This window comes from Flavobacterium sp., assembly GCF_052437795.1.
In the GTDB taxonomy this organism is placed as follows: Bacteria; Bacteroidota; Bacteroidia; order Flavobacteriales; family Flavobacteriaceae; genus Flavobacterium.
Genome location: NZ_JBQVPA010000003.1, coordinates 446,640 through 471,857 on the forward strand (window position 1 = coordinate 446,640; position 25,218 = coordinate 471,857).

24 protein-coding genes are annotated in these 25,218 nt (G+C 47.4%); 16 read left to right on the forward strand and 8 right to left on the reverse strand.

Translation table 11 applies throughout. The features are described 5' to 3' along the window. Positions 1–27 precede the first annotated feature (27 nt). From ACT6R0_RS12155 to ACT6R0_RS12170, 4 genes are all read right to left on the reverse strand, one after another. Positions 28–978: a DUF3078 domain-containing protein gene (locus ACT6R0_RS12155; RefSeq protein WP_444653686.1), complete on the reverse strand. Its 951-nt coding sequence runs from the start codon at positions 976–978 to the stop codon at positions 28–30. A 43-nt stretch (positions 979–1,021) separates the two neighbouring features. Then, positions 1,022–2,791, reverse strand: a complete 1,770-nt coding sequence (locus tag ACT6R0_RS12160) for a 1-deoxy-D-xylulose-5-phosphate synthase (RefSeq protein WP_444653687.1) — start codon at positions 2,789–2,791, stop codon at positions 1,022–1,024. 64 nt (positions 2,792–2,855) lie between these two features. Continuing rightward, positions 2,856–3,461, reverse strand: coding sequence for a hypothetical protein (locus ACT6R0_RS12165; RefSeq protein WP_444653688.1), 606 nt, complete (start codon positions 3,459–3,461; stop codon positions 2,856–2,858). Continuing rightward, entirely contained in the window at positions 3,458–3,712 is a 255-nt protein-coding gene (locus ACT6R0_RS12170) for a hypothetical protein (protein WP_444653689.1), read from the reverse strand. The genes ACT6R0_RS12165 and ACT6R0_RS12170 overlap by 4 nt, the downstream gene beginning before the upstream one ends. Positions 3,713–3,797: 85 nt before the next feature. On the opposite strand from ACT6R0_RS12170, the gene ACT6R0_RS12175 reads away from it, so the two are divergent. Continuing rightward, positions 3,798–4,241 carry a nucleoside deaminase gene (locus ACT6R0_RS12175; RefSeq protein WP_444653690.1) on the forward strand — a complete coding sequence of 148 codons (444 nt, stop codon included), beginning with the start codon at positions 3,798–3,800 and terminating at the stop codon, positions 4,239–4,241. A gap of 19 nt (positions 4,242–4,260) precedes the next feature. Here the strand turns inward: ACT6R0_RS12175 and pbpC are convergent, their stop codons facing one another. From pbpC to ACT6R0_RS12190, 3 genes are all read right to left on the reverse strand, one after another. Then, positions 4,261–6,636 (reverse strand): penicillin-binding protein 1C, encoded by a 2,376-nt coding sequence (pbpC, locus tag ACT6R0_RS12180; RefSeq protein WP_444653692.1) that lies wholly within the window; start codon positions 6,634–6,636, stop codon positions 4,261–4,263. A 190-nt stretch (positions 6,637–6,826) separates the two neighbouring features. Beyond that, positions 6,827–12,379, reverse strand: a complete 5,553-nt coding sequence (locus tag ACT6R0_RS12185) for an alpha-2-macroglobulin family protein (RefSeq protein WP_444653694.1) — start codon at positions 12,377–12,379, stop codon at positions 6,827–6,829. Positions 12,380–12,575: 196 nt separating this feature from the next. After that, positions 12,576–13,775 (reverse strand): MFS transporter, encoded by a 1,200-nt coding sequence (locus ACT6R0_RS12190; RefSeq protein ID WP_444653695.1) that lies wholly within the window; start codon positions 13,773–13,775, stop codon positions 12,576–12,578. Positions 13,776–14,086: 311 nt separating this feature from the next. Here ACT6R0_RS12190 and ACT6R0_RS12195 point away from each other — a divergent pair, with 311 nt between their 5' ends. The 14 genes from ACT6R0_RS12195 (at position 14,087) to ACT6R0_RS12260 (ending at position 23,463) form a co-directional block, all read left to right on the forward strand. Then, positions 14,087–14,737 carry a hypothetical protein gene (locus ACT6R0_RS12195; RefSeq protein ID WP_444653696.1) on the forward strand — a complete coding sequence of 217 codons (651 nt, stop codon included), beginning with the start codon at positions 14,087–14,089 and terminating at the stop codon, positions 14,735–14,737. A 116-nt stretch (positions 14,738–14,853) separates the two neighbouring features. Further along, entirely contained in the window at positions 14,854–15,258 is a 405-nt protein-coding gene (locus ACT6R0_RS12200) for a 5-fold beta-flower protein (RefSeq protein WP_444653697.1), read from the forward strand. A 17-nt stretch (positions 15,259–15,275) separates the two neighbouring features. Next, positions 15,276–16,508 (forward strand): hypothetical protein, encoded by a 1,233-nt coding sequence (locus ACT6R0_RS12205; RefSeq protein ID WP_444653698.1) that lies wholly within the window; start codon positions 15,276–15,278, stop codon positions 16,506–16,508. A 14-nt stretch (positions 16,509–16,522) separates the two neighbouring features. Then, the gene (locus tag ACT6R0_RS12210; protein WP_444653699.1) at positions 16,523–17,227 is read left to right on the forward strand and encodes a hypothetical protein; all 705 of its coding nucleotides are present in this window, start codon (positions 16,523–16,525) and stop codon (positions 17,225–17,227) included. Next, complete coding sequence (locus ACT6R0_RS12215; RefSeq protein ID WP_444653700.1) at positions 17,218–17,907, forward strand: TPM domain-containing protein; 690 nt, start codon at positions 17,218–17,220, stop codon at positions 17,905–17,907. The genes ACT6R0_RS12210 and ACT6R0_RS12215 overlap by 10 nt, the downstream gene beginning before the upstream one ends. 233 nt (positions 17,908–18,140) lie before the next feature. Then, positions 18,141–18,317, forward strand: coding sequence for a hypothetical protein (locus ACT6R0_RS12220; RefSeq protein ID WP_444653701.1), 177 nt, complete (start codon positions 18,141–18,143; stop codon positions 18,315–18,317). A gap of 46 nt (positions 18,318–18,363) precedes the next feature. Beyond that, positions 18,364–18,993 (forward strand): suppressor of fused domain protein, encoded by a 630-nt coding sequence (locus tag ACT6R0_RS12225; protein WP_444653703.1) that lies wholly within the window; start codon positions 18,364–18,366, stop codon positions 18,991–18,993. Positions 18,994–19,021: 28 nt separating this feature from the next. Then, complete coding sequence (locus ACT6R0_RS12230; protein WP_444653704.1) at positions 19,022–20,521, forward strand: hypothetical protein; 1,500 nt, start codon at positions 19,022–19,024, stop codon at positions 20,519–20,521. Positions 20,522–20,542: 21 nt separating this feature from the next. Beyond that, complete coding sequence (locus ACT6R0_RS12235) at positions 20,543–21,004, forward strand: hypothetical protein (protein ID WP_444653705.1); 462 nt, start codon at positions 20,543–20,545, stop codon at positions 21,002–21,004. Further along, positions 20,989–21,429: a hypothetical protein gene (locus tag ACT6R0_RS12240; RefSeq protein ID WP_444653706.1), complete on the forward strand. Its 441-nt coding sequence runs from the start codon at positions 20,989–20,991 to the stop codon at positions 21,427–21,429. Before ACT6R0_RS12235 ends, ACT6R0_RS12240 begins: the two co-directional genes overlap by 16 nt. Before the next feature lie 38 nt (positions 21,430–21,467). Further along, positions 21,468–22,031, forward strand: coding sequence for a hypothetical protein (locus ACT6R0_RS12245; RefSeq protein ID WP_444653708.1), 564 nt, complete (start codon positions 21,468–21,470; stop codon positions 22,029–22,031). An 89-nt stretch (positions 22,032–22,120) separates the two neighbouring features. Continuing rightward, positions 22,121–22,507, forward strand: coding sequence for a hypothetical protein (locus ACT6R0_RS12250; RefSeq protein ID WP_444653709.1), 387 nt, complete (start codon positions 22,121–22,123; stop codon positions 22,505–22,507). Further along, positions 22,467–23,012, forward strand: a complete 546-nt coding sequence (locus ACT6R0_RS12255) for a hypothetical protein (RefSeq protein ID WP_444653710.1) — start codon at positions 22,467–22,469, stop codon at positions 23,010–23,012. The genes ACT6R0_RS12250 and ACT6R0_RS12255 overlap by 41 nt, the downstream gene beginning before the upstream one ends. Before the next feature lie 52 nt (positions 23,013–23,064). Beyond that, a complete protein-coding gene (locus ACT6R0_RS12260; RefSeq protein WP_444653711.1) occupies positions 23,065–23,463 on the forward strand; it encodes a hypothetical protein in 399 nt (132 codons plus the stop codon). Between the two features lie 3 nt (positions 23,464–23,466). Here ACT6R0_RS12260 and ACT6R0_RS12265 read toward each other — a convergent pair whose 3' ends face one another. Then, positions 23,467–23,877 (reverse strand): hypothetical protein, encoded by a 411-nt coding sequence (locus ACT6R0_RS12265; RefSeq protein WP_444653713.1) that lies wholly within the window; start codon positions 23,875–23,877, stop codon positions 23,467–23,469. Positions 23,878–24,256: 379 nt separating this feature from the next. Here ACT6R0_RS12265 and ACT6R0_RS12270 point away from each other — a divergent pair, with 379 nt between their 5' ends. Then, positions 24,257–25,171, forward strand: coding sequence for an alpha/beta fold hydrolase (locus ACT6R0_RS12270; protein ID WP_444653714.1), 915 nt, complete (start codon positions 24,257–24,259; stop codon positions 25,169–25,171). The last annotated feature ends 47 nt before the right edge of the window (positions 25,172–25,218 follow it).

Below are 25,218 nucleotides of genomic sequence, written 5' to 3' on the forward strand. Positions count from 1 at the left end.
GGAATTCCCCTTCGGGGGTTAGGGGGCTTAGAAAGTATAGCTCAGCCCTACACCCAATAGTTGTTTCAGCTGGATCTTTGGTCCCACCTGCACTACTGCGCCGGCTACTTCCTCGGTAGCTTTTACGTCATCGTCGTAAATGATGTGCGTGCCAATGTTGGCCTTTACATATTCATTTACGGTCATATCGAGCTGCAGCTGCCAGTTAACATCGATATTTCCAAAGTTGTTCAGGTAATCCGTATAAAGCGTCAGCCTGTGGTCGAGCATTATATTCTTGAATATCTGGCGCTTGATATTATTGGTAAGCAATATGCCGACTTCGGTACGTGAGTTTTTACCATGTTCAATAATGTTCCCATCAGCATCTTTTTTGGCACCATCTACCCCGAAGGCCCCTTTATCAGCCAAAGTTTGGTTGAGTACAAGAGTTGTTTTATTGGTTAGTGGCGAAAAATAGGCGTTCAGTCCAAGGTCTTTACGGATGTATTCACTACCAACCCCAAGGAATATGTAGGCCGGAGAGAAAGGCCCCGAAATTTCGTCGGTAGTATTGGGGTACTGGTAACCGTTGGCAAACTGAGTCTGGAAGTTGAACTTGGCACTGTAGTACCAATTCGAAACCGTATCCCTTCTGTAGCCAAAGGTCGAGTTGAGCTGGATCTGGTCATCGGTCTTGCGTGTTTCCTGTCCTTCCTGGCTGTTAAGGCCATATTTCAGGATAAGCTCATTGTGCCAATTCATGTATTTGCGGGTGTACTTTCGAACAAAATTTGCTTTTCCGAGTATCGCGACTGAGTTGTTACCACCCACGCTCCAGTTAACGAACGATATTTGGTTGACATCTAAGCCAAGGGCATTGCTGCGCTCCCAATAGGTTATAGAATCGGGCAGGGTCGTGGTAATAAGCACCTGTGCGCGGGAAAGTTGGGTAAAGGCAATGAACAATAATGCTATAAAGCAGGCTTTAGTCTTCATTAATGAGATCTTTAATGGAAATGCAGTGCAAAAATCGTGAATTTCAGTAACCTGAAAAAATATCCTGTAAGGATTTAACGTCAATATCACAATATTGTTGCAATTGCGTTATCGTACCGTGTTCGATGAATTCGTCCGGCACGCCAAGCATCTTTATCTCTGCAGTATAATGATGCGTTGCTGCAAATGCAGCAATGCTGCTGCCAAAACCACCTGTTACAACCCCGTCTTCCACAGTAATTATCGTTTCGTAGTTGCCGAAAATGGTATGCAGCATGGCTTCGTCCAGCGGTTTTACGAACCCGAAGTCATAATGCGAGAATATGTCGTTATTTTTTGTCTGTGACAATGCTTTAATAACATTGTTGCCAATGGTCCCGGTAGAGAGGATGGCAACTTTAGAACCTTCTTTAAGTTGATGTGCTTTCGCGATCTCTATTTTCTCAAAAGCCTTTTGCCAATCGGTTGTTTCACCTCTTCCCCGGGGATAGCGTATCGCTATGGGATGCTCTAAACCAAGCTGTGCCGTATACAGTATGTTGCGTAAAGCTACTTCATTTAAAGGCGCATAAATAATGAGGTTGGGAATGCAGTTGAGATACGCCAGATCAAAAACGCCATGGTGGGTCGCACCGTCTTCACCTACCAGTCCGGCACGGTCCAGGCAAAAAATAACAGGCAGGTCTTGCAGCGCCACATCGTGTATAAGCTGGTCGTAAGCGCGTTGCAGGAACGTGGAATATATGTTGCAATATACGATCATGCCCTGTGTGGCCATTCCGGCGGCAAGGGTTACGGCATGCTGCTCTGCAATGCCAACGTCTATCGCCCTTTCCGGGAAGATCTCCATCATGAACTTCATCGAGCTGCCTGATGGCATTGCAGGCGTAATGCCTATTATTTTTTCATTCTGTTCGGCAAGCTCTACAAGCGTCAACCCGAAAACATCCTGGTATTTTGGCGGCAGGCCTTCATCGGCTATAGCCAAAATTTCGCCTGTAAGCTTGTCGAATTTGCCGGGGGCATGGTATTTTACCTGGTCTTCTTCGGCCTGTTTCAGCCCTTTGCCCTTGGTGGTTATAATGTGCAGGAAGCGCGGCCCCTTCAGGCCTTTTTGGCGTTGCAGTTCTTTAATTAGAGTAGGCAGGTCGTGCCCGTCTATAGGCCCGGAATAATCGAAGTTAAGTGACTTTATCATGTTGTTGTCGCGCGGGTTCCGGCCTTCCTTTACGTTCGTCAGGTAGCTCTTCAGCGCGCCCACGCTCGGGTCGATGCCTATGGCATTGTCGTTCAGTATCACTAATAAATTGGCATCGGTCACACCTGCATGGTTCAGCCCCTCGAACGCCATCCCAGATGCTATGCTGGCATCCCCGATCACGGCAATGTGCATTTTATCCAAATCGCCCTTCAACCGTGAAGCTATTGCCATGCCCAGCGCTGCCGAAATGGAAGTGCTGCTGTGGCCGGTGCCAAAGGTATCGTATTCGCTTTCGCTGCGTTTGGGGAAACCGCTAATGCCTTCCAGCTGTCGGTTGGTGTCGAAGTTGTCTTTGCGCCCTGTGAGTATCTTGTGGCCGTATGCCTGATGGCCCACATCCCAAACAAGTAGATCATGGGGAGTGTTGAACACATAATGCAGGGCAATGGTCAGTTCGGTCACGCCAAGGCTGGCGCCAAGGTGGCCTTCCTTTGCCGAGACGATGTCGATGATGAATTCCCGCAACTCTTTTGCCACCTGAGGCAGCTGTTTCGGACTGAGTTTCCTCAGGTCGGATGGGTACTGGATATGTGGGAGTAGTTCGCCTGCCATGTATTGGCAAATTTACGATATTCTTACGTAAAGCGGATCTCTCTTCCGATTATAGGAGAAATATCTATTTAATGCTGTCGGAATCTTTTCCGGAAACGGGATTTGCTACCGGCACCGCAGGTTCACCTAAAATTATGTCTGATAGTTCGGGAGGTGGAGGATTAACAATCACCGCACCGGTCAGATGGATCTCTTTACCGGTTACAGGGCCACATGTTTTTGATCGCGGCTGGGGAGGCAAACTGTCATCTGGCGAAGGCATTCCCAAAGTGTGCATTTGTTGGCGAGCACTATTTGTACTATCCACTTCAATTGAATCTTTTACGATGGAAATCTCCCCAATAGTCTGGCTTTTATCTTTACAGCTAAACAGCATTGTCCCCATGGTTACCAATAATGCCAGCAGGAAGACATTCCTGAATTTTGTCTGTGTATAAAGCACCCTTTCGGGGATGGTAATGTTTATTGTGTCCAGTTGGGTGGACTTAAAGCGCCCGCACACTTTTGTTCCGTTGTTTTCCAACAGGTAATTTTGTATTTCCAATGCGCCCATACCGGTAAAATCGGTTACGGTTTTGGAGCATTGCCCACAGAAACGCCCCTGCTCATTGGGTGTCATGGCGTTCCAGTCTTCGTGGCAGGGCTTCGGGATGGAAATCCGGTGGTTCATGGGTTAATTGATATGGTATCTGTTACGATGGTATCGCCGGGCGCGGGATCAACAGGAAAATAAATACTGTCACCCGGGATCCACAAAGTATCTATAGGAACAGAAACAGTATCAACGGTGGTAATTGAGTCAGTGCCGGTCCCAAGGCTGTCAGCGGCATTTGTTTCATTCAGGAAAGATCCGTCGGTATCATCACAGCTTAAGAAGATCATTCCGAAAATAAATGTAAAAGCGATCAGGTAATGTTTCATATGGTAGGTTTACAGGTATAACGCTGTAATTCTGATAAATGATATGTTTCCTCATAAATTTCAGCGATAATCGTATTTTTGCGACATGGAAAACATCTTTACCGACGAGTATTTCATGAAAAAAGCCTACCAGGAGGCACAAGCCGCTTTTGATAAAGGCGAAATACCCGTAGGCGCGATCATCGTGGTCGATAATAAGATCATTGCCCGAACGCATAACCTCACCGAAATGCTCAATGACGTAACAGCGCATGCCGAGATGCAGGGCATTACCTCCGCTGCTAATTTTCTGGGAGGAAAATATCTTACAGGCTGCACATTATATGTAACCCTTGAGCCCTGCCAGATGTGCGCGGGCGCATTGTACTGGAGCCAGATATCCAAAATTGTATTTGGTGCTGCCGATGACCAGCGCGGCTACCGTGCGATGGGAGGGAAGCTTCACCCGAAAACCATTGTGGCTAGTGGTATTATGGAAGAGGAATGCGGCAACCTGGTTAAGGACTTTTTTAAGCAGCGAAGAAAATAAAGAACATTATAATATTCTGTTATGGAGACTCTATCGTCACGCTCCTCCGGATCTCATTCCCATTCTCGTCAATAACGGTTATCGTATAATTACCGCTCCCGGCATTCACCGGCATTTCGTGGAAGGTTTGGGTCTCGCCCAAATATTTATCCCCAAGGTACCAGAACAAACGGGCATCCGCCGAGGTGTGTGCAGCCTTTAAAATGACAGGCTGTACAACGCCATTAAAATCTTTAGTCAGATAGATCTTCCCGTTTTCTTTCGGGTATATGAAATCCATATACGTCCCGCCCGAACCCTCGCAATCACTTCGGAAAGGCGGCAGGGAAACATAATCCATGTGTATTTTCCGGTAGTACCATTCCTGTACCGGTGGCAATACGAACCATGTTTTGGTTAGCATAGTATCCACGCTTTCGCAGCTGCTGTTCACCTGGTAGCCTGCCTGGTCCAAATGCACGATCTTGTGGTTGGTGCAGGCAGTGGTCTTCTTACCATTCAGCGGGATCCATTGCTTTACGACAGGGCAATGTTCGCCTGCCAGATGGCCGCTCATGCTGCATACATCGGCTTCTTCCAGGTCATTGTAAGGAGTTGCGAACCATTTCTGTTTTGGCAGCAAATTGAATACATCAAATAGTATGGGCGCAGCACTGCCAACCCCGGTAAGCGACGGCCTGCCCTCACCCGAAGCATTGCCAACCCATACGCCAACCACATATTTGGAGTTGGTCCCAATGGCCCAGGCATCGCGGCTGCCAAAGCTGGTCCCCGTTTTCCATGCAATTTCCAGCGATGAGTCATAAAAGCGCCATGCTTCATCGGCCTGCGGACGGTTCACTTCCTTCATGGCGTTATAGGTAAGCCAAATAGCGCCTGCGCCGAGTTCGGGCTTGTTGAACACTTCCTCCCCGAGATCACGGGTCACGCTACTGTCCCAGTTCAGCTCGGCAAACTCTTTTGTCCTGTATTTAGCCTGGTGCAAGTTGAAGTAATTCAGCGTTGAGCTCATTCCGGCATAGGTGCGGCACAAGTCCCACAGGTTCGATTCCGCCCCGCCAAGAATTAGCGAAAGGCCATAGTGGTTGGGGCTTTTGTTGATGTCCCGTAGTTTAAAATGCTGGAGCTGTTCATAAAAGCGATGTACGCCAAACTCCTTCAGCATCAGCACCGACGGGATGTTCAGGGAACGCGACAATGCCTCTTGCGCAGGCACCGCTCCGTCGTATGTCAGCTCATGGTTTTTCGGGCTGTAGCCTGCGATCTGGGTAGGGATGTCGGCAACCAGCGTGTTGGGCAATATCTCTCCCGCATCCAGCATCGAGGCGAACAACAGGGGCTTTAGTATACTTCCTGTACTACGGGGAGCAGGGATAATATCCACATCCTTCTGATGATTCCGGTCAGTGGGGGAGTTGCCCACATAGGCAATGATATTACGGGTTTCAACATCCACAACCATAATGGCAAGGTTGTACACTTCAGTTTGGCGGTACTCCTGGTAATAGCGTGCGGCGATCTGGTTCACACGGCTTTGCAGGTTGGAATTCACGGTGGTTTTGATCCGTTGCCCATCCTTCTTTTTTCCTATGTTCTGCAGTAAATGCGGTGCTGTTTGCGGCAGGTCAAAAGGCTTACCGGGCAGGTCTTCCTGTAGGGAAAGTTCATACGTCTGCTTATCGATCATTTTCTCGTCATACAGTTTTTTTAGCAGCCTGTCCCGCTTGTCGCGAAGTTCCTGCTGGTTGCGGCCGGGGTAAATGAGGCCGGGAGCATTGGGCAACACGGCCAGGGTGGCGCTCTCTGCCCACGACAGCTGGTGCGGCTGCACGCCAAAGTACCGCCAGGCTGCCATTTCCAGCCCCACGACATTACCGCCAAAGGGAGCGTGCGCGGCATACAGGCCGAGTATTTCATCCTTGCTATGACGGGTTTCCAGCCTTGCGGCCAAGATCAGCTCTAACAGCTTTTCGAGGTAGCTGCGTTCTTTGCCTTCGCGCGAAAGGCGTATGACCTGCTGGGTAAGCGTACTGCCGCCACGTACTACTTTTCCGGCATCATAATTTTGCTTCATGGCTTTGACTATCGCTATGGGGTTGAAGCCGGGATGGTAGTAAAAATGCTGGTCCTCAAAATGCACAATGCACTCCTTGAACTTATGCGGCACGCTGTCCTGCGCGGGGAAGCGCCACTGCCCATCCTGTGCGATGCGTGCTGCTAGCAGGTCGCCCTGCGCGCTTTCTATGACTGTGGAGTACGGGTTCTCGAACAGCTTTCGCGGCAGGCAGAAATAGAAGGCGATGAGGAAGATAAGGGTTATTCCCCATTTTATCCTGTGGCCTTTGAAATGACGGTATATCCGTCTCTTTTGGCTGTTGCCAAAATTATATTTCATTTAGTTTATTGTTTAAACCTACAAGGTTTTTAAAACCTTGCAGGTTGGTAACAGGAACGCTATGTTGATTCCTGCAAGGTCTCTAAGACCGTGTAGGTTTAACTTTTATGTCCATGCCATCTGAGGAATGAAGAATCCCTGTTTATGAAGAGATCGTTCATTACTCAGGAATGACAAAATACCTTACATCTTACTTAACCACCTGTACCCACTGCCCCTTCGTCCGTGCCAGGAAGGAGTTGTCATACATCGCCTCGCACTGCACGCCCGGCAGGTAATAGCTGCCCGGATACGATGCATTGAGCAATATCCTGAACGTTTTGGTCTCATTGTGCTTCAGCGAGAAATAGAAGTTCGTCCTGTCATCGCGGATGTCGGTATAGTCTACCTTGTTCTCCGCAAAGCTGCCGAAGTCGGTAAATCTCGTATTCACGATCTCCCATCCGGACGGGATTATCTGAGTAAGCGCCACATTATCCACACTCTCGCCCTTGGTATTGCTTATGGTCACCTCAGCCACAAACTCCGTGCCCTGTGCCAGCGACGACGGGTTGATCACCTTGCCGCCCCTGTCCTTAAACACAATGCTGGTGTTAAGGCCACGCTCTTCGGTTTGTTCCTGCCCTACAGGCAATATACCGCTGTAAACTATTTTTACGTAAAGCGTTCCCTGCTTGTTGTTCTTGATGGTCACACTATTGTTCGAGCTCAGCTCCAAAGCCCTGTCGGCAAAGGTTTTTGTGGTTTTCACCGCCTGTGTTTTGCCTTTGTTCGTATAGCTGATGTCAATGCCTTTCGGCCCGTTCGCCTGCGCGAATTTCGACATCGCATACAAGCAGTAGGCTGTGGTCTGCGTGCTCATCCATTTGTTGGACGACATCTCTTTAGCCAGTTTCGTCGCCATTGCGAATGCCTTTTCCTTTTGCCCCAAAACAAGCAGCGTTTCCAGTGCCATCGCACGGTTGCGTTCCGGTGAGCCGTAATAATAGTAAGTGTATTCGCTGTCATCCTCAAGCACACTTTGGTTAAGCAGTGACTGTCCGGTGTTCTTCTGCCCTGCCAGAGCATAGGCCGCGGCCAGCCTCAGTTTCGATTCGTTCGATATTCCCGGGGTTTCCCTCAGCCTGTTCATAGATGATAGGTCCGGCGCACCTGCCAATGCCAGTGTGTACAACCTGTAAGCCTGCGCAAAGTCGTTGTGGTAGCCTTGGGCATAGCGCCACTGCCTTGCATTTTTCTGCTGGTATTGCAGCCATTGCTTCTTCATGTTCATCGGCAGTGCGTAGCCCTTTTTCTCGGCTTCGATGATAAAGTGCCCGGCGTAGCTTGAGCCCCAATCGTCAGGGTTGGCCTGGCCCGGCCAGTAGGCAAATCCGCCGTCTGCCACCTGGAACTGCGACAGCTTTTGAATTGCCGCGGTTATATTCTTCTGCATCTTGTTCTTACGCGCAAGGTCAATGTCGACAATGTCGGCCAGATACAATTGCGGGAAAGCGCCCGATGTGGTTTGTTCCACACAGCCGTGCGGATATTGTATAAGGTAGTCCAGTCTGCGGTTAAAGTCGATGGATGGGAATGACGATACTTCCAGCCTTGCCTTGTTGCTGCCGGCTACGCCGAACGATGCCCAGTCTATCTTGCCCGACTGGCCCGGCTCGAGCACGATCTCCTTATACGTTGTCGTTACAGGGTTCGGGTTCATGATGTCGAGCTCCACATCATAACTGGCCTTTTCCTTGCCCGAAGTAGCGGTAACGGTCACCTTTCCAATTCCGGTGATGTCTGCCACTTCAAGGTCAAAATAAGCCACTTTCTCATCGGGCCTTGTAAAGCTTACGCTTTGTGTCGACTTTCCGATCACCCTGAAGCCGTTGTTCGTTCTTACTTGTAATGTTACGTTCTTCACGTTGTTTTCCATGGCGAATACCGTTACCGGAAGCGTCACTTTTTCTTTCGGCGTCACCTTCCGCGGAAGCGATGCCAGCAGCATCAACGGGCTCCGGACCGGCGTAGTCTTTTCGGCCATGCCATAGGCATCCAGGTCGGCGTTGGCGGCAACCACCATGGTACGCACCGAGCCAACATAGTTAGGGAGTTTAATGTCGTGAACCCTTGTCTGGCCCGCGCCAATGGTATAAGGCCCGAGGTAAATTACCACCGGCTTAAAACGGTTGGCCTTTTTGGCCTTGCCACCACCCATGTCGGCATCACCACCTATGCTGAATATCTGGTTGACCTGTCCGCCATATGCGCCGATCACATCGTCATAAATGTCCCAGGTTTTCACGCCCAACGCCTCTTTAGCATAAAAGCTGTCCCAGGCATTCGGGGTTTTAAAACGCGTGAGGTCAAGCAGTCCGTCATCCACAATGGCAATGGTATAGGTCATTGCCTTGCCGTTCTTCTCCCCGACTTTTATTGTGGTCCTCTGCTCGGGTTTCAGTACGGCAGGCATGGTTATCTGTGGCTGCAGTATGGTATTTTTATCTACGACTTCTATCGGCACGATGCCATACAGGCGTATGGGTGAGTCGTTCAGTGTGGTCGCGTGCGGCTGCAGTAGAGTGATGTGTATGTATACATTGGGAGCCAATTCCGGGGTTACCGGTATGGTCAATTGCGTTTCGCCCGCTTTGGTAGGAACCCAATAGGTCTTCACTACTTTCGAGCCATTTTCCAGCGACACTAACGCCCTGCCGCCCTCGCTCGAAGGAAATGAGATCACGGCCTTTTCGCCCACTGCGTATTTCTCCTTATCAGTGGCGAACATCAGCATAGAGGCTGCCTCGCCACTAACATTGCGCGAACGCCCTGACCACGATGGATAGTCGATCAGCACCGTCTCCCCGGTAGAGTGCCCGCCTTCCAGGTCGGTAACACGCACAAGGTAACGGCCCCATTCTTCTTCTTCGGCAGTAAAGGTAAAATTGCCTTTCCCCGATCCATCGGTAATGATCTGCCTTGCGAAAACCGGCGTGTTAGAGGTTGCCGAACTGTAGTTGGATACGTTGTCATTAGATGCGTCCCACCACCAGCGCCAGTCTATCTTATATACCTTTATCTCGAGCCTGCGCCCGCTTTTTGCCTGGCCTTTATCGTTCACTGTAGCCACGTCAAACCTGTTGGCTTTGCCTGTTTCCAGCATGCCATATTTGTTGCCCTGTGGTTTTTTTAGGCCTACGTATGTTTCATAAGGCGAATAGCTTGCGTTCACCACATCGGTACTCACATCGCCGCCCTTTTCGTAAGCCTTGGTAATGATCGCTGCCTTCAGCATTCCCGGCGCACGGGACTCCAGGCGCGGCTGCAGCGTTACCGTGGCATTACCGCTCTCATCCGTCCTGCCGGAATAAATGTTCACTTCCTCCGAACTGAAGCTCTGGGTAGGGTCGTCAAACACATAATTGAAATAGCCCTTGAATTCTGTTTTCTGTTTCAGGAATTTGGCCTGCATTTCCAGTTTGAGGTCTTTGGCCACAGCGCCGTGCAGCCATGCTACCTGTACCGTGCCTGTATTTTGCGACGATGCCAGTATGGTCCTGCCTTCCAGGCTGTTCTTTATTTTCAGCCTGTTGGGTTTTATGGTCTCTATCTTGATCGATTTGTAAAAACGCGCTCCGCCTACAGATACCACAGCTTCCCAATTGCCCGTTGGCGCGGCCTGCTGTGTGGGTACTACGAACTTAAAGTGGTTTTTCCTGTCGTAGGTCTGCATCGCCTGGTACATCATCTTACCGTTGGGATCGCTCAGCTTCAGCTTTATCGGGTGCGATGGCGGCAGTTTGGCTTCCTTGTCATTTAATATGAAGCCGATATACAATGTATCGCCCGGACGCCACACGCCCCTTTCACCATAGATATAGCCTTTCAAACCTTTTTGCAGTTCGGTGCCATCAACATTGTAGTTGCTCAGTGAAAGTGAATTACCATCGGCCATTTTCACGTAAGTGGTATTAGTGCCTTTTTTTATGATGGCGAAAAACGGCTTTTTATCTGAATTCAGCAGGATCGTACCCTCGCTGTTGGTCATACCCGAAGCCAGCTTTTGCCTTTGATAGTTGAACAATTCTACACTTGCTCCTGCTTCCGGCTGGGTGGTTGTAATGCTTGCCACGGCAAAGAAGAAGCTGTCATTCTTACCCTTTTTAGCGATAACGCCCAGGTCGCTCGCCAATACGTTCGTCTCGATCTTCCTGTCATAATAATAGGAACTGCTGCACGGGTTTTCACGCTCCTGCCAGTCATAATCATAGTCGTAATAATCGTTGTCACCGTCGTCATACACGGATAGATCTTCCTCGTCCTCCTCATCTTCTTCCGGTTCTTCGGCTGGTTGGGCTGAACTGCTTTCATCGCATTTGTATAGCGAGTATGATCTGCGCATTGACATCTCAATATGGTAGATCGCACCCGGTTCCGGTTTTATTATTTTGGAAAGGTCGAGCGCAAAGGAGTTCCATTTGCCATAATTGAGCGTTTTATTGGTATTAAGCAGCAGCTTTGTTTTTGCCACCGGCAGTGCCACATTGCGCAGGCCATAGCCGCTTTCCATCTCATTTTCCTGAAGGAACTGCATTACGTTATTCTCGAATATGCGGTATACCTTAACATCAACCGCACTGAGGTTGACAGCCTGGAAGTTTATCTTCAGGTTACTTGACGCCGGCAATATTGTACCGCTTTTCAGGAATTTAACCTCGGGTTTCAGTTGTTCGAAAACCACATTTTCTTTGTGGGTAGCCTTGGTCTTGAAGCCATCTTCGCTTTCAATGCCCTGGAATATCTCGATAGCGTAAGTCCCGTTAAGCGGTTCAGGGAAGAACACTTTAAGCAGGTTGCCGTCTACTGCATATTTAAGGTTATTCACATCGCTGACTACGGCAATGCGGGTATTATCTTCCTCGCCTTGCTGCAAATATTGTTGCACTGCAACAAGCCCTGAAAAGTCCTGGTCGCGGCGCAGGGGATCGGAAAAGTTGATGAGCAGCGTTTGGTTGTCACTTTCGGAGGCCTGGAGATTCAATACCTTGAAATTGTCCTTGCCGGGAATTTCAAACTCATCAGAACCCTCTGTTTCTATGTCGAAAGGCCTGCCGTTCCAAAAGATCTTTACCTTGCTGTCGTGTGCCTTGCGCTGTATGCTGTCGATGACAAAGCCAAATTCGCTGCCACCGGACGCGTTGCCCTCGAAACGGATGGGTAGCTTTTTACCTTCCTGTTCGGCGGTCACGAGTTTTTTGGCAATGGCCATATCCAGATGATCACTGGTTTTCAGGCTGGCGTTAAGGAACTGCCAGTCGCGGTTGTAGGATTGCAGGTCGCGTGTAACTACCAAAAAACCCTGCTTTTGGGTCTTTACCCGAAAGTTGAGATCGGCCAGGTTTTCGGGCACGTTCATGAATTTGGAGAGGTGCAGCGTCACATAATATTCAGTGTCCTGCTCCAGCCTTTTAGTTGGGCGGAACGCAAGGATATTACCTTCAAGGAAAAACACCTTTCCGTCAACCTTTGGGGATATCGAAAAATAATCGCCGTCGAGTTCCTGGCCCACCTGCCAGCCTTTTTTAGCGGAAGCAAGCCCTACCTGTATGTCGGCCTTGGTTGAAATGATGCCCGATGAAAAGCTGGAAATGTACTCCCTGTAGAGGGTGAAATCGGAATCGAAATCTTTTCCCGGTTTGGAACAGGAATGCAGGAGCAGTGTGATGACTGTAAAGTACAGCACCAGTTTCAGGATCTTCATGGTTGGTTTTCGGTTTTCGGTTAACGGATTAATTATGTGTCCCGTATTTGACGCTATAACTAAGAACACATTATAAATATTGTAATAAAATTACAGAATATTTATAAGGAAAAGTGAAAATTATCTTAAATGTATAAATTTCTGGTTGACAGAGAATTGCCGTTATCCTCTCTGTGTATCGTAAGATAGATCCTTCTCAGGCTTTCCTGAACTTTACCAGCATATAGACCAGGCAGATGGCTACTACTGCGGCACAGGAATACATTACCGCCGGCACGCGGGCAATAACGTCGGCATAGTACCAACCGGCGAATAACGCGCCCAAACCGATACCGGCCTCGAGTGCGATATACATTGTTGCCACGGCTTTCCCACGGTGGTCGGGATGGCTCATGTCGATGGTCCAGGCGTTGATAGCCGGGGAAAGTATGCCCGATGCCACACCATAGATACCCGCGCCAACCATTAGGCCGGCCGGGGTGGCAGCATAACCGATCACTATCAGCGAGATCAGCAGTATGCCCAGCCCAATGATAATAACGCGCGTGCGGCCATGCCTGTCTGATGCCTTGCCCGCTATGAAACGGATGAGTAGCGAAGCGAGCGTAAATACCATGAAGAACATTCCTTTGTTGGCAATTCCCAGGTGCGCTGTCCAGTCCGGTATCAGTGTCAGTATGGCGCCGTAGCCGGCATAGGACATAAAGGTGACAATGCCTGCGGGCAGTGCTTCGATAGCTATGATGTCATGCCTTGAGATCTTTAGGAGCGAAGGGCGGAATTTTTGCTTTGACGGCAGCGTTTCCTTCATGTTCATGAGGATGAGTATCGACAACAGCGCAAAGGCAGACGAGCAGTAGAATAGGATATCGAGCGAGTAATGCATACCGATGTAACTCCCTATGGCCGGGCCAATGGCGAGTCCGGTACTGAAGCACAGCCCGTGGATGCCCATAGCCTCTCCCCAGCGTTCGGGTGGTGCGATATCGGCAACATATGCAGCTGTGGCGGTTGGCTTAAAGCCCGTGGAAAATCCGTGGATGAGCCTTAAGAACAGGAAGCCTGCCACACTTCCCAAAACAGGGTAAAGGAACCCGCACACAAAGCATACGATGGACCCGAATGCCATAACGGGCACGCGGCCCACGGTATCCGTAAGGCGGCCGCTGAAAGGACGGGATATGCCCGCCGTAAGAGTGAAGAGCGCCACAATGAGCCCTTTATATTCGGCACCGCCAAGGCTGCTGAGGTAAGCAGGAAGTTCGGGTATGAGCATGTTAAAGCTTGCCGAGAACAAAAGTGAACTCATGCATACCAGGCCGAACTGCAGGTTGTATATGGGGTGTTTTTGCTTTGCCATTTGAAGTTGTGCAAAGGTAAGTGTTGGGATAGGCATCTGCAAGCGGCTGCATTTTTAATTTCACGCAAAGGTGCAAAGCCGCTAAACTTGTCCCGCAGCTGCGAGATACCCATGCCGCACAGGATTGCTTTGCAATTTTATGGTATTGTAACTTTGCGCTTTTGCGTGAAATAATCTGTTCATTGCGTGAACGCTGCATATAGTACCAATTGCGGACTTTCACATGATCGTTACGAAATTGTTTCAAACGCCTTCAAATTTTCATTTTCTCTTTAAAATGCTGGATCAATTATTATCTTTAACAAAAATTAACAGTTCTACTTTTAAGGAGGTAAATATACTCACAGATGAAAAACCTAAACTTTATAGAATCGGCAAAGCACAACAGGAAAAATATTGACAAAGGTCTGCGTAACATGATAGTTATCTCGCTGATATGCGGTATCCCGGCTGTAATTTCGAGGCTGTTGTTTTGGGGATATACCCATAAGGCCATGGTTACCTCGTGGAAGTATAGACATGTGAGTTACACAACCGACGTGGGGTGGCCGGCAACCCTATATACCTGGGGCGGACGATTCGCCATCATATTTGCCCTTTTCTATGTGTACCTCCGCTTTAAGACCGACCTTAAAAATCCCTCTTTCGGTGTGACCAACGACGGCATATTCATTAACCAGCAAATGCTGCGCAATGCCTTTGTGCCCTGGAGCAACATACAAAAGGCCGAGCTGCTTGGGCCTGCGGAAAGCCCCTTCATGCGATTGACATTTAAGGATCATAAAGCCCTGGTTAAAGGCCAGCCGTTCCTGCTGAAGTCTATTGCAAAAACCAATTTTAAGAATAACCCTATATTGAGCATTACAAAAGGCGAGACCGTTGGCGATATAGGGAAGATGTATAGAATGATCAATGAGAAAGGATTTAACTGCAGCAATGCTGAACCGCGCACGATGCTGAGTTTCAGTGATAAATATGGTGCTGACCTGAAGGCTTGAAAAATCAATTAAGAGCATCGTAGGGGTTATGCCACAAACGTTTTAAGCTTAAGAAAGCGCTTTAACATTAGTGGCATCCTGTAAAAAAATAACCAATATTTAATAATCTATATAAAATGAAACTATTGACACTGATCGCAATTCTTGGCGGGACAGCCTTTGTACAAGCACAAACTATAGAGAACAGCAACCGTAGCACGGCAGGCTACATCAAAAGCGATGGCACGATAGAGAACAGCAGCCACGCTACTGTAGGCTACATTAAGGGCGACGGCACCATTGAAGATAAAAGCCACAGCACGATAGGCTACATTAAGAGCGATGGTACCATAGAGAACAGGAGCCATTCTACCGTAGGGTATGTAAAGAAAGACGGCACTGTGGAGAACAGCAGCCATAGTACCATAGGCTACGTGAAAAGCGACGGCACCGTAGAAAACTCAAGCCACAGCACCATTGGCCGAGCTGGCGGTGTAAAGAAAGAGTGGGCAGCCGTAGTGTTCTTTTTCTTTAAGATTTAATACGCGATCGTTAAATTATGGCAACTACTGAAAAACCATTTGAGATACGATTTTATAAAGAGGCAATATTCGACGACGAGCAGCTCTTTATGCAGGTTAGCGCGAGCTGCCTTGCCGATGAGGCGAGTTGCCATGTTACACTGGAGAATTATACAGCCGAACAGACCGCACTGACCTCGGGAACGCCGTCCCTTAACTGGGACATTGCTATCGGCTCTGCATTTCATGGCGTAATGAAAGATGCTTTTAAGGAGGACCTTGGTAATGAGGACGAGTATTTAAAATTTCATCTCACCATAAAAGTCAGGACTGCCGATCCGTCAAAAAAGATATTGGAAGAAAAACATACTGTGCTTGTCAAAAACCCACTTATCGGGGTAAAAAAGCAAGACTGGCCGGAATGGGATGAGCCACAGTTCGATATGCCTGAAATGCTCCGGGAGGAAGCCCTGCGACAGGATGACTTTGCCATCAGCATTTCCCCGCAGTATACCGGAGGCGATATGTTCGGTTTCCTGGACGGAACAGGGCATTTTGTTGTAACAGTACTATCGGGCCTACCCCTTAAAAAGTTTGACGTTACCGCTAAGCTGATGCATGAGTGGCGGGAAGAAAAATTGTCGGTCGATGTAAACCCAAGGGCCAAAGGGCATGAGATCGTGGTGGACCTGTCTACTAATTTACTGGACCAGGTAAAGGGACTGGGCAGCTATAGCCACAGCGAGTATGAGAAATTTGATTATTTCTTTGAACTTGAGATAACCGATGCGGACGATAAGAAGCACAGGCGAAAGGTGTCGGCGCAACTGCCTAACCCCTATTACGAAGGCATTGCTGCTGAAAAGGACATTGCCCGTGATGCGCTGGCGGAGGTATTTAAAAGGAAGTATAATGAGGACATTGCCGAACTGGACATTGAAAGCCAGGAGGGCTGGTGGGCCTGGAGAAAGGACGGCGTGTCGTACCAATACGGATGGAAGGACGATGCCATTGTGCTGTACCGCTATCTGGGCGCCGAAGATTATGACGCCGACGCCGACGAAGTATCAGATGCCATGAACAAGTTTAATGAGTTTAACGATGGTGCAGCGGAGTTGGTATATGTAGACAACTACTTTGTGTTGCAGTATGAATTCAGCCCCGAATGGATGGACGCTGATGATTTAGAAAAAAAGTTTGACGAGCTAGAGGACATTGCGGATTCGGATGAGATGTCGGAGTTCCTTGGGGCGTATGAGGGGGAAAGTTAACACAACCCCGCGGCATGATAGAGATTAACATAGCGGATATTGACAACCATTCGATAAAGGAACTGAGCCAATACCTTTTTGGTACCGATTCCCATACCCGCGAAATTGTATATAAAAAGATAGCAGAGGTAAGCACGGCCGACCTGCTGCACCTGCTAAGGCGGCGCTGTTATACCGATATTGTGGCCCTTTTAGCCATTAGGGAAATGGAGGGAAATGGCTTTTATGGGTATAGCTTCAGTTATGACGATAAGTCGGTGATACAGCAGGACATCCTTAAAGAGCTTATCCTGCTGCCGGATTATTTTTGGGAGACCAACCAGCGGTCGTATTATAAACTGAAGCCTATTGCAAAAAAGAACGGTATTTATGTGAACCTGCCTGAAAATGTCAGGGACCTGTTCGATGACTATAATCCGAAGCCAATTGTATGTACAAAACAGGAGATAGAGCAAATATCATTCTACTTGGCAATGGATACCCTGAGCCATTTTAACACCGCTATGGAAGAAATAAGGCGGCCTAAACGGGCCGTTGATGAGGGCATTATAGTCACGCTGGATCGGGAAGGGAACACTGCCGATTGGGAAGGGAATGCTGTTGTGATACGTAGTGCGGACGACATAAAAGAGCATATCCTGCCGCTGATTGACGAAGATGGAGAATATATTGAAGATTTTGAAAAAGTAATGGAAAAAGAAGTAACAATATGTTTCTAGCATATCGAAATGCACTATTGCTTGCTGCCGGTTTCCTGCTCATTGCGTGCGGGCAAAAGCCCGGTGATGAGAAACCAAAGGCAGAAATAGCCATTCCTAAGATAAGTAAAGCCGAGCTTTTAGAAGCCAAAATATTAATTGCATCGGGTGGGAGCACTTCTTTTTGGGATGCAGGCGAGTATATCGAAAGCCCGGAACGTCTCAGGCTTCCGGAAAAGCCTGAGTTAAGTACTGAATTTCGTGTTGTGTCCGCAGGATGGACGAACGACTACGGCCAGGTATATTCTGATAGCCAGACAGAAGAGTTGGACATGATGGCCATCGGGTTCCAGATGCTTTCAAATAAAGCGATAGCTATCATGACCATCGATAGCTCGTGGACATTAAAAGAAGATTTTGACAACCTGGTACAAACGATGGCTGATGAATGGAAACTAGACAACAAGGCCGACGGAAAAATACTGATATGTATCAGTCGCCCGCTCAATAGGGTTGGCATTGTGTGCAGCAACAATCTCAATGAAAGGCTGCCGGCTACCGAAAAACAGAACATAATTAACAATATTATGCTTTCCGAATTTTCGAAAGGGAATTATTTTGAAGGAACAAAAAAAGGATTGCAGGCCGTTATGCAAAATGTTTACAGGATAACTGATAAGCCCTTCAAAGCGGGCGGATAAGCGCATCCATCACCACTTAAAAAGAATGAATACCCAATTATTACACTATGAAAAACATACGATTAGCACAGTTGGATAAGTAAAACGTCAACCCAAATTATGAATTTGTTGAAGGCAATATATATAAAGACATTGAAGAGGACCACTACGTATTTGCCCTGAGCTATAAGCTTGAAGACGAAGAGGACTCACAATACCCGCTGGAGGATATACTGGATAAATTTTACCTGCACGTGTCCGACTTTATCGATGAGGACAGATATAATACCGAAAGTGAAATTACCCTCGAACTGGGTGGCAGCCTTGATAATGTAAAAGCAGCGATTGCCGGTATTATCGGTAAGCGCGTGTACAATGAGGAGTATGATGATGAACAGGGCGTGACAAGGGTAAGGCTGGTGATAGAGTAGGACTGTCAGATAATAGACGGATAGACGTTAGATAAAAGATAAAAACATGAACGATAGCAGCAACGAACAATATATAGCGCATTACAACAGGAAGCAGGAGGCGATCGAAAACCTATTAGGCCCTTCGGCAGGGACCATCGGCCATGCCATGATCCCGTTCAGGGTGCTGGCGGGGATGACGATAGGGCAGGTGGACATGCATTATTTCCCGGACCATATAGAGGGTACGGGATTCACTACAATGGAACTTATACAACCGGATGGTACAGGCGCGAAACCCAACAAAAAAGGTACGTATGAGTTAATTGCTTTTACAAAACAGCCTTTTAACGATATTAACCAGGACCCGCCCACGGCCTTTAACCTAATGGAAAGGCGGATGTGCGACAACTTTACCCAGATCGCCGCTGCGGCACAGGAGAAGGTTTTTAACCCCTTTGAAATATGCGGCATAAGAGGAAGTGACGGAGCTGTGAGGTACATCATATTTGATGTGTACAAAACATTTGAAATTGAAGGCCAGAAGCACCACCTGCTGTTGTGCATGGAGATATTTGAGGAAGAACTGGCCACAGTGGAGAACTTTGGGCACAAAGGATTTATCGAAATGCTTAAGATGATAAAAATTTACCCCTACAGCGACCTGGAGAGGAACTGGGTGGGTATTAAAAAATAATCCGTCCGGGACTACTGGATAATTACACATGAAAAAAGAACTCATACTATCGCCATCAAAAAAGAAATCAAAAATTGAGGGTTTTCCTGCATTGAAAAGCTGCATGGCCGACATTAAAGGATTAAATAAAGTGCTGCTGCCCATAGTAAAATTCGATGGAGGTGTAGTAAACGAGAAGTGGGATGGCTTGCCGTTTACATTCATCGTACAGAATGTGGATGTAAGCCGCATGGACTTTAGGCTGGAGAATGGAAAATACCAACTGCTGGCGCCGCTCAACCTGAGGAAACTCGATGAGTATGACCGATCGGATGTAATGCGTGAGTACCTCCAGACATCGGTTGACAAAATTGAAAAGATAAGCTACAGGCAGACTGATGTATACAGTGAAGAAGGGATGTTGCTGCATTCGGGGTCGTACTCGCATGATGTCAACAGGCGCGTAGCTTATACGTACGGGGAAGTTAACGGGGCAATAATGCCAGTCACCCGGACAGTGCAATATTATCTTGGCAACGGTGAGTGGCTGGACTCAGAACAAATTACCTTTCAGTATGGTGCCGATGGATTCCTTGAGGGCACTACGATGCATCAGCCGGCCAGAGATATAAAAGTAACTGAAAAGATATTGTACAAAAAGACCCGTAAAGGCTTCACGGCATTCAAAGAACCCGCGCCACACCATAGTAATGCAACGGATGAGAAGCTGGGTGTTACGTATACCAGGGTGCCCTTCAATGCTGTATTCAGGGAAAAAGAAAACGGATGGGACGCTGACCTCAACGGATGGTACATTGTTGGAAAGAACGACGACACAATAAAAGAGGATCAGGCACGATTGATCCACCTGCACGCCTTCAGCCATTTTTATGACCTCTATTCAGGGTTCCTTAAATATACCTGCAAGATCGAAGACAGGAACAAGATCGCTGTACAAGTCAATGAAAAAGACGGTTTTCCGGACACTATTGAATACACTTTCAGCTGTCCTGAAGAAAATGGTAAAGGTGTATTGAACTATAAGGAAAGGAGCGATAAAAAAGTAGTAATGGAATGGGGGAGCGTATTCACATTCGAACACCTGGGCAATGAGATACTTGTAACGCAGGAAAACCAATACGGCACCAAACAATTTTCCCTTTCAGGAAAATACACGCTACAGCAGGCGGTAATGATGGTAAGGTTCCAAAGCTATTTGTGGTGGCATGACTTTGGGCAGGAACGGATCTTAGACAGGCTGATGTATCTGTACAATACGAACCCTGTAACATTAAAGTTTATATATAACCAAACAGGAACAAGCATTGAGCGTATAGTTCAGGAGGTAGAGATAAAGGACAATGTAACCGACGGAACATTACATACCGGCAAGCCGTCGTGGCTGCAAAGCGATGAAACCCCACGCGACCCTGACGGGCAGAAGATGGAGTTCATAGCGCAGCTGGACCACAGCAATATGTTCGGTACGCTGTATCTCTTCTATTCGGAGAAGCACCAACTCGTATCGCAGGTGTTCCAGTGCACATAGGCTGATCGTAATTTCAGAAAAATGGAATTAAAAGAACTATACGATAAATTTATTTCGGAAGGCTGCAACCGGTTTTCCATTGAAGGCATTGGCGAACAATACTTCGATGACATTGAACGCCTGGAGATGAACAATGGCAAATGGGAGGTAAGCTACTACGAGCGCGGGAAGGCGCAGGAAATATTGTTCTCGTCAGCTGACAAGCAGGACGCCATACGCTTTTACCATGATCTTGTGATGAAGATACAGCACTGGCACCTGGTGGCTTTTACGAGGTCGTTCGACGTGTTTAGCTCCTACAGGTCAAGGCTGGAAAGCTACGGCGTAGGAACGATCCGGAACGATATACCCGGTTATTCATCGGGTAACGACCATGTATACAGGCTTTTTGTAATAAATAATGACATTTTAAGGGCAAATGAATTGTTTGAAGAGGTGCCTTACGTAGATGAGGATATAAAAAGTATATGGGGGCGGAATTAGCAATATATAGTATTTACAGGCTAACTGCGGAGAACAGGCATTTTCTGCTCCGTACGGTACAGTGTGAATACTCCAATGCCTCTCAGGCGGCGGAAGATGCGGCCGTAACGTCAGAACAGTACCTGCGTGGCCAAATGCTTGACAGGATAAGCGGCGTTTCTGGTCATGCAGGACTTGAATTCATCGGCGAAATGCAAAACTACCCTGTGGGGGATGCTTTAAATGCACTAAATGAAAGTAGTGTTCTCGAAATTTATTACACCGTAACGGAATTCGGGCATCCGTGGGTTGTTTTGGGGACTGCAGGCTCTGAAGAGGAATTTTTATCAGGACTGAATGATGACGAAGATTTGTCACGCTTAAACCCAATAGGGCGGCCAATAAAAATTACCGTGACATTTGTAACTGAAAATGATTTTCTTTAATGAGGTGTTGTAAGTAATTTTGAACAAATAACCAAAAAATGGACAAATACAAAGCATTAACATCGCAGGGGGCAGCAGCCTACCTGAATACGCTTGAGGAAATAGGGTGGTTTAGCTTTCCGCACAATAATAAAGCAAAAATATCGGAGCACCTGTTCGGAATAAGCAGCAGTGAGTATTTCTTTTACGTACTCTCGCACATCGTGAGGGATGCCGAAGGTTTTGAAGAAGGCAGCGATTATAAGGAGCTTTTTGAAGAGATGGCTGCCCTAAGTGGGGTCAATGTAGTTGCGGCGGAGTTTGAATACGAAATGATAGGCTTTGGCGAGGACGAGCTTACCGGTACAGTAGTAACCGAAAACGGTAACTACAATTGTGAACTTGGTGAGCTGATGGGCTGGCTCGATGCCGATTTCATAGAAGGGTTTGTAAATGAAGAGGTATTGCCCGGCGAAGGTATAGAAGGCCGCTTTTTCATGTTGCCTGCTACCGACCAAATGGCACAATATACCTATGCAACACAGGAAGTATACGACAAGGCCATAGCAGTAGGCCTACTGCCGGACGATGCGGAGTATTTTATGTCGGGCTTTGATCAATGAACAATTTTACCACCTACGGTACGCCTGTGTAATTTTGACCGGAGCGTAGCAGAGTGAAAAGATCTCAAAAAATAACACACAATAAAACTATGGACATAAAAGCACAGGAATGGGCAAAAAGCTATTTCAGCAGGCTTGAAACGGCTATTGAACAACTGAAAAACCACGATCTGGTTAGCCGGGTCAACATTATCAAATACCCGGGCGCGACCCCGGAACAGATCGCTGAAGCCGAGGCAAAGATCTATGAGGAGCAATTGGAAAATGTTGACTATAAAGATTCAGAAGCGCCTGCCGGGCCATTTGCTTTTAATGAGTATATAAAGGAATTCTACAAGATAAGCAATGGCCTGCACGTGTCGTGGCATTCGGTTGCTTTTGCAGAGACGGAAGCCATAGATCCTGACGGCAGCTTCCCGATAGCCAAAGACGAAGATGACTATAAGGAAGGCTGGATATCCGGTCCTTCCCATTGAGGGTCTGGCCAATTCGGTCGATTTTGATCTGTATGGCGACCCGCAGGAAACCGAATTGGGTGAGTCGGAAGAGAACGATGGCGCGCTGTTCAACTATTTCGACGGTTTTAACTATTATAATGATGCCTGCATTACTTTGCGAAATGGCAATCACTCCATTACATTTGGCACTGACCACAGCGCCTCGTATGATGAGCCGCATGCCTGTGATTTTGTTATCTACATGGAATATGCCTTGTCGACGTTCTTGTCGGTAGAGTGCCGCTCTGAAGAGCTTTACTTTAGCGACCGCAATGCCGTACATCCGGAACTCGAAAAAATGTTGGAAACCCAGGATTACAGCAACCTTGAAGCCTTGCTTAAAAACAATGACCACACCGATATCGATTCGGTAATTGCGTTGGGTTATAAGGAAAAAGGCAACCAATATGCCGACGAGGAGTACCTGGAAGAATTGCCGGAAGCTGTAAGCGATAGGCTGAAAGCGGTTATCGGGGATTTTTAAGCTGAAATAGACCTTATTTTAATTCTTATAGTATAAGACTAATCCAAAACCAATGGACACCACAAAACGCGACTACGTAAAAGCAAACCTTTCGCCCCTTAATAAAATACTCAACAAGCATGGCGGGCTGGAGAACAAAATAAAACTGACCAAACTGAAGCCGGATCAAATCGATTTCCTGCACGAGTTGATGACGCAGCATTTGGAAGGCTACATAGAATATGCCCGCGAAGAGATATTCGATTTTCACCGTGAAGAGCTGCAGCGTTACCTCGACATGCCGCAGTATAAAGACTGGAAACTCCCGGTGGAGGTCCACGGCATTACACTCCCCCAAAAATTTGAAGAGGGCTGCGAATGGGAACTGCAAATAGGCAGGACATGGTTTGGCGGCACGCAAATGGGACTCATCATGAAAGGCTGGAACATAGATGACCAGTATATAGTATGATTATCAATCCATCAGGCGTATCATGCAATGCACATCAGGGTCGTTAAAGTACCATTCGACGCAGTAGCCTTCGGGGTCGATACGTGGATCCTGCATCAGGGTTTGGAAGGCCTGTCCTATCATTAAGGTATCCTCCATAAAATTACGTATGGTGATGCTGAGGTAACGGCCTTTTTTTAATTCCAGTGTAGGTAGCCCGAATTCCGTGGCTTCATTTTCATGCAAAGCTTCCGCTCCTGCGCGGTAGATAATACTTTGGTTTGCATCCATACATGATAAACTTATAAATTTCCTTTCTTCGCCAAAAGGCAGGAGCGCGTGCAGTTTTTCATAGGCTTTGGGCAGTCCTTCAGGGAATGAGACTGCCTGTATATACATGATAGTGATATCGTTGTCCAGGTGTATGGTCTCCATAATTAGATGTTTTAGCAAAGATAACACTAGGGTGTGTGCGGCAGATCTGGCAAACCCGACAAGATGAGGGGGTGTTTCGGACATAATAAGATGTCGTGCTATTGTTGTGCAATATCGAAAACAGACAGATAGGGAAATGCCCCAATGCTAATTGCTTTTCCAAAAGTGTCATTTGTTTTCCAAACTTATCATTTTCAGTAAGTTGTTTAAATAATTATATCGTAGGTGAAAGGTTGTTTTAATGGCTTTTTACATCACAGGGAAAAATATACAATACTCTCGCCTTTTTGTCCATTTTTCCGGGCATGGGTTATTCGCACCTTTGTCTTGTCAATATGTGACATCTAAAACAGAGATTAATTATTTAAACAACATTATTATGAAAACTATTATCAAAGCGATCGGTATTTTTATGACATTAGTAGTAAGCAGCCCTGCAGTGGCGCAAAGCAAAAGGGTTCCTGCATCGGCAGGAAGGGAAGAGTATATTGAGGTTGAGAAAAACGTGAAGCTCCATGTAACGGACCTGGGAGAAGGACAGCCTATAGTGCTGATACACGGCTGGCCACTTAATGACGCTATGTATGAATATCAATACCAATACCTGGTAAGGAAAGGCTTCAGGGTGATCGGTATTTCACTAAGGGGCTTTGGCAAGTCGGACAGGCCTTACGGTAAATATGACTTTGATGTCTTTTCGGATGATATAAAAGTGGTGCTCGAAAAACTTAAAATAGAGAATGCTGTGCTGGGAGGGTTCTCAATGGGTGGGGCGGTAACGCTGCATTATGTTGCCAAATACAACAGCGCCCACGTTAGCAAGCTGGCTTTATTTGCGCCCGCAGCGCCATCATGGAAACAGCGTCCAGGTTTTCCTATGGGTGTGCCCGATGATGTAGTTGCAGGCCTTATTGAAAAAACAATGACCGAAAGGCAGGACCTGGTAGCAGGTTTCGGCGCCGGCTTCCCCGCAAAAGAAGGCAACATTACTCCTAATATGGTAAAATGGCTGGAGAGCATCAATCTTGATGCGTCACCCTATGCTACTACTCAGGCTATATCTGCGTTGCGCGATCTTGACCTCCGACCATCACTGGCCAAGATAAAAATACCGGTGGCACTGTTCCATGGTACCCAGGATAAACTATGCCCATTTGTTTTTTCGGAAGAACTTCACAAAGGATTGAGCAACTCCTATATTGTAAGGTTCGAGAACAGCGGGCATGCGCTTTTCATCGAGGAAATGGAAAAATTCAATTCAGAGTTGGAAAAATTTGCAAGGAGTACAAAATAATGGCTGAGTGCGGGATCCGAGTGGCGGATCCCGCACTTGTTTTATGC

Coding starts and splice junctions, on each gene's coding strand:
- ACT6R0_RS12155 (WP_444653686.1), bottom strand. CDS start 978: ATGAAGACTAAAGCCTGCTTTATAGCATTATTGTTCATTGCCTTTACC.
- ACT6R0_RS12160 (WP_444653687.1), bottom strand. CDS start 2,791: ATGGCAGGCGAACTACTCCCACATATCCAGTACCCATCCGACCTGAGG.
- ACT6R0_RS12165 (WP_444653688.1), bottom strand. CDS start 3,461: ATGAACCACCGGATTTCCATCCCGAAGCCCTGCCACGAAGACTGGAAC.
- ACT6R0_RS12170 (WP_444653689.1), bottom strand. CDS start 3,712: ATGAAACATTACCTGATCGCTTTTACATTTATTTTCGGAATGATCTTC.
- ACT6R0_RS12175 (WP_444653690.1), top strand. CDS start 3,798: ATGGAAAACATCTTTACCGACGAGTATTTCATGAAAAAAGCCTACCAG.
- pbpC (WP_444653692.1), bottom strand. CDS start 6,636: ATGAAATATAATTTTGGCAACAGCCAAAAGAGACGGATATACCGTCAT.
- ACT6R0_RS12185 (WP_444653694.1), bottom strand. CDS start 12,379: ATGAAGATCCTGAAACTGGTGCTGTACTTTACAGTCATCACACTGCTC.
- ACT6R0_RS12190 (WP_444653695.1), bottom strand. CDS start 13,775: ATGCCTATCCCAACACTTACCTTTGCACAACTTCAAATGGCAAAGCAA.
- ACT6R0_RS12195 (WP_444653696.1), top strand. CDS start 14,087: ATGAAAAACCTAAACTTTATAGAATCGGCAAAGCACAACAGGAAAAAT.
- ACT6R0_RS12200 (WP_444653697.1), top strand. CDS start 14,854: ATGAAACTATTGACACTGATCGCAATTCTTGGCGGGACAGCCTTTGTA.
- ACT6R0_RS12205 (WP_444653698.1), top strand. CDS start 15,276: ATGGCAACTACTGAAAAACCATTTGAGATACGATTTTATAAAGAGGCA.
- ACT6R0_RS12210 (WP_444653699.1), top strand. CDS start 16,523: ATGATAGAGATTAACATAGCGGATATTGACAACCATTCGATAAAGGAA.
- ACT6R0_RS12215 (WP_444653700.1), top strand. CDS start 17,218: ATGTTTCTAGCATATCGAAATGCACTATTGCTTGCTGCCGGTTTCCTG.
- ACT6R0_RS12225 (WP_444653703.1), top strand. CDS start 18,364: ATGAACGATAGCAGCAACGAACAATATATAGCGCATTACAACAGGAAG.
- ACT6R0_RS12230 (WP_444653704.1), top strand. CDS start 19,022: ATGAAAAAAGAACTCATACTATCGCCATCAAAAAAGAAATCAAAAATT.
- ACT6R0_RS12235 (WP_444653705.1), top strand. CDS start 20,543: ATGGAATTAAAAGAACTATACGATAAATTTATTTCGGAAGGCTGCAAC.
- ACT6R0_RS12240 (WP_444653706.1), top strand. CDS start 20,989: ATGGGGGCGGAATTAGCAATATATAGTATTTACAGGCTAACTGCGGAG.
- ACT6R0_RS12245 (WP_444653708.1), top strand. CDS start 21,468: ATGGACAAATACAAAGCATTAACATCGCAGGGGGCAGCAGCCTACCTG.
- ACT6R0_RS12250 (WP_444653709.1), top strand. CDS start 22,121: ATGGACATAAAAGCACAGGAATGGGCAAAAAGCTATTTCAGCAGGCTT.
- ACT6R0_RS12255 (WP_444653710.1), top strand. CDS start 22,467: ATGACTATAAGGAAGGCTGGATATCCGGTCCTTCCCATTGAGGGTCTG.
- ACT6R0_RS12260 (WP_444653711.1), top strand. CDS start 23,065: ATGGACACCACAAAACGCGACTACGTAAAAGCAAACCTTTCGCCCCTT.
- ACT6R0_RS12265 (WP_444653713.1), bottom strand. CDS start 23,877: ATGGAGACCATACACCTGGACAACGATATCACTATCATGTATATACAG.
- ACT6R0_RS12270 (WP_444653714.1), top strand. CDS start 24,257: ATGAAAACTATTATCAAAGCGATCGGTATTTTTATGACATTAGTAGTA.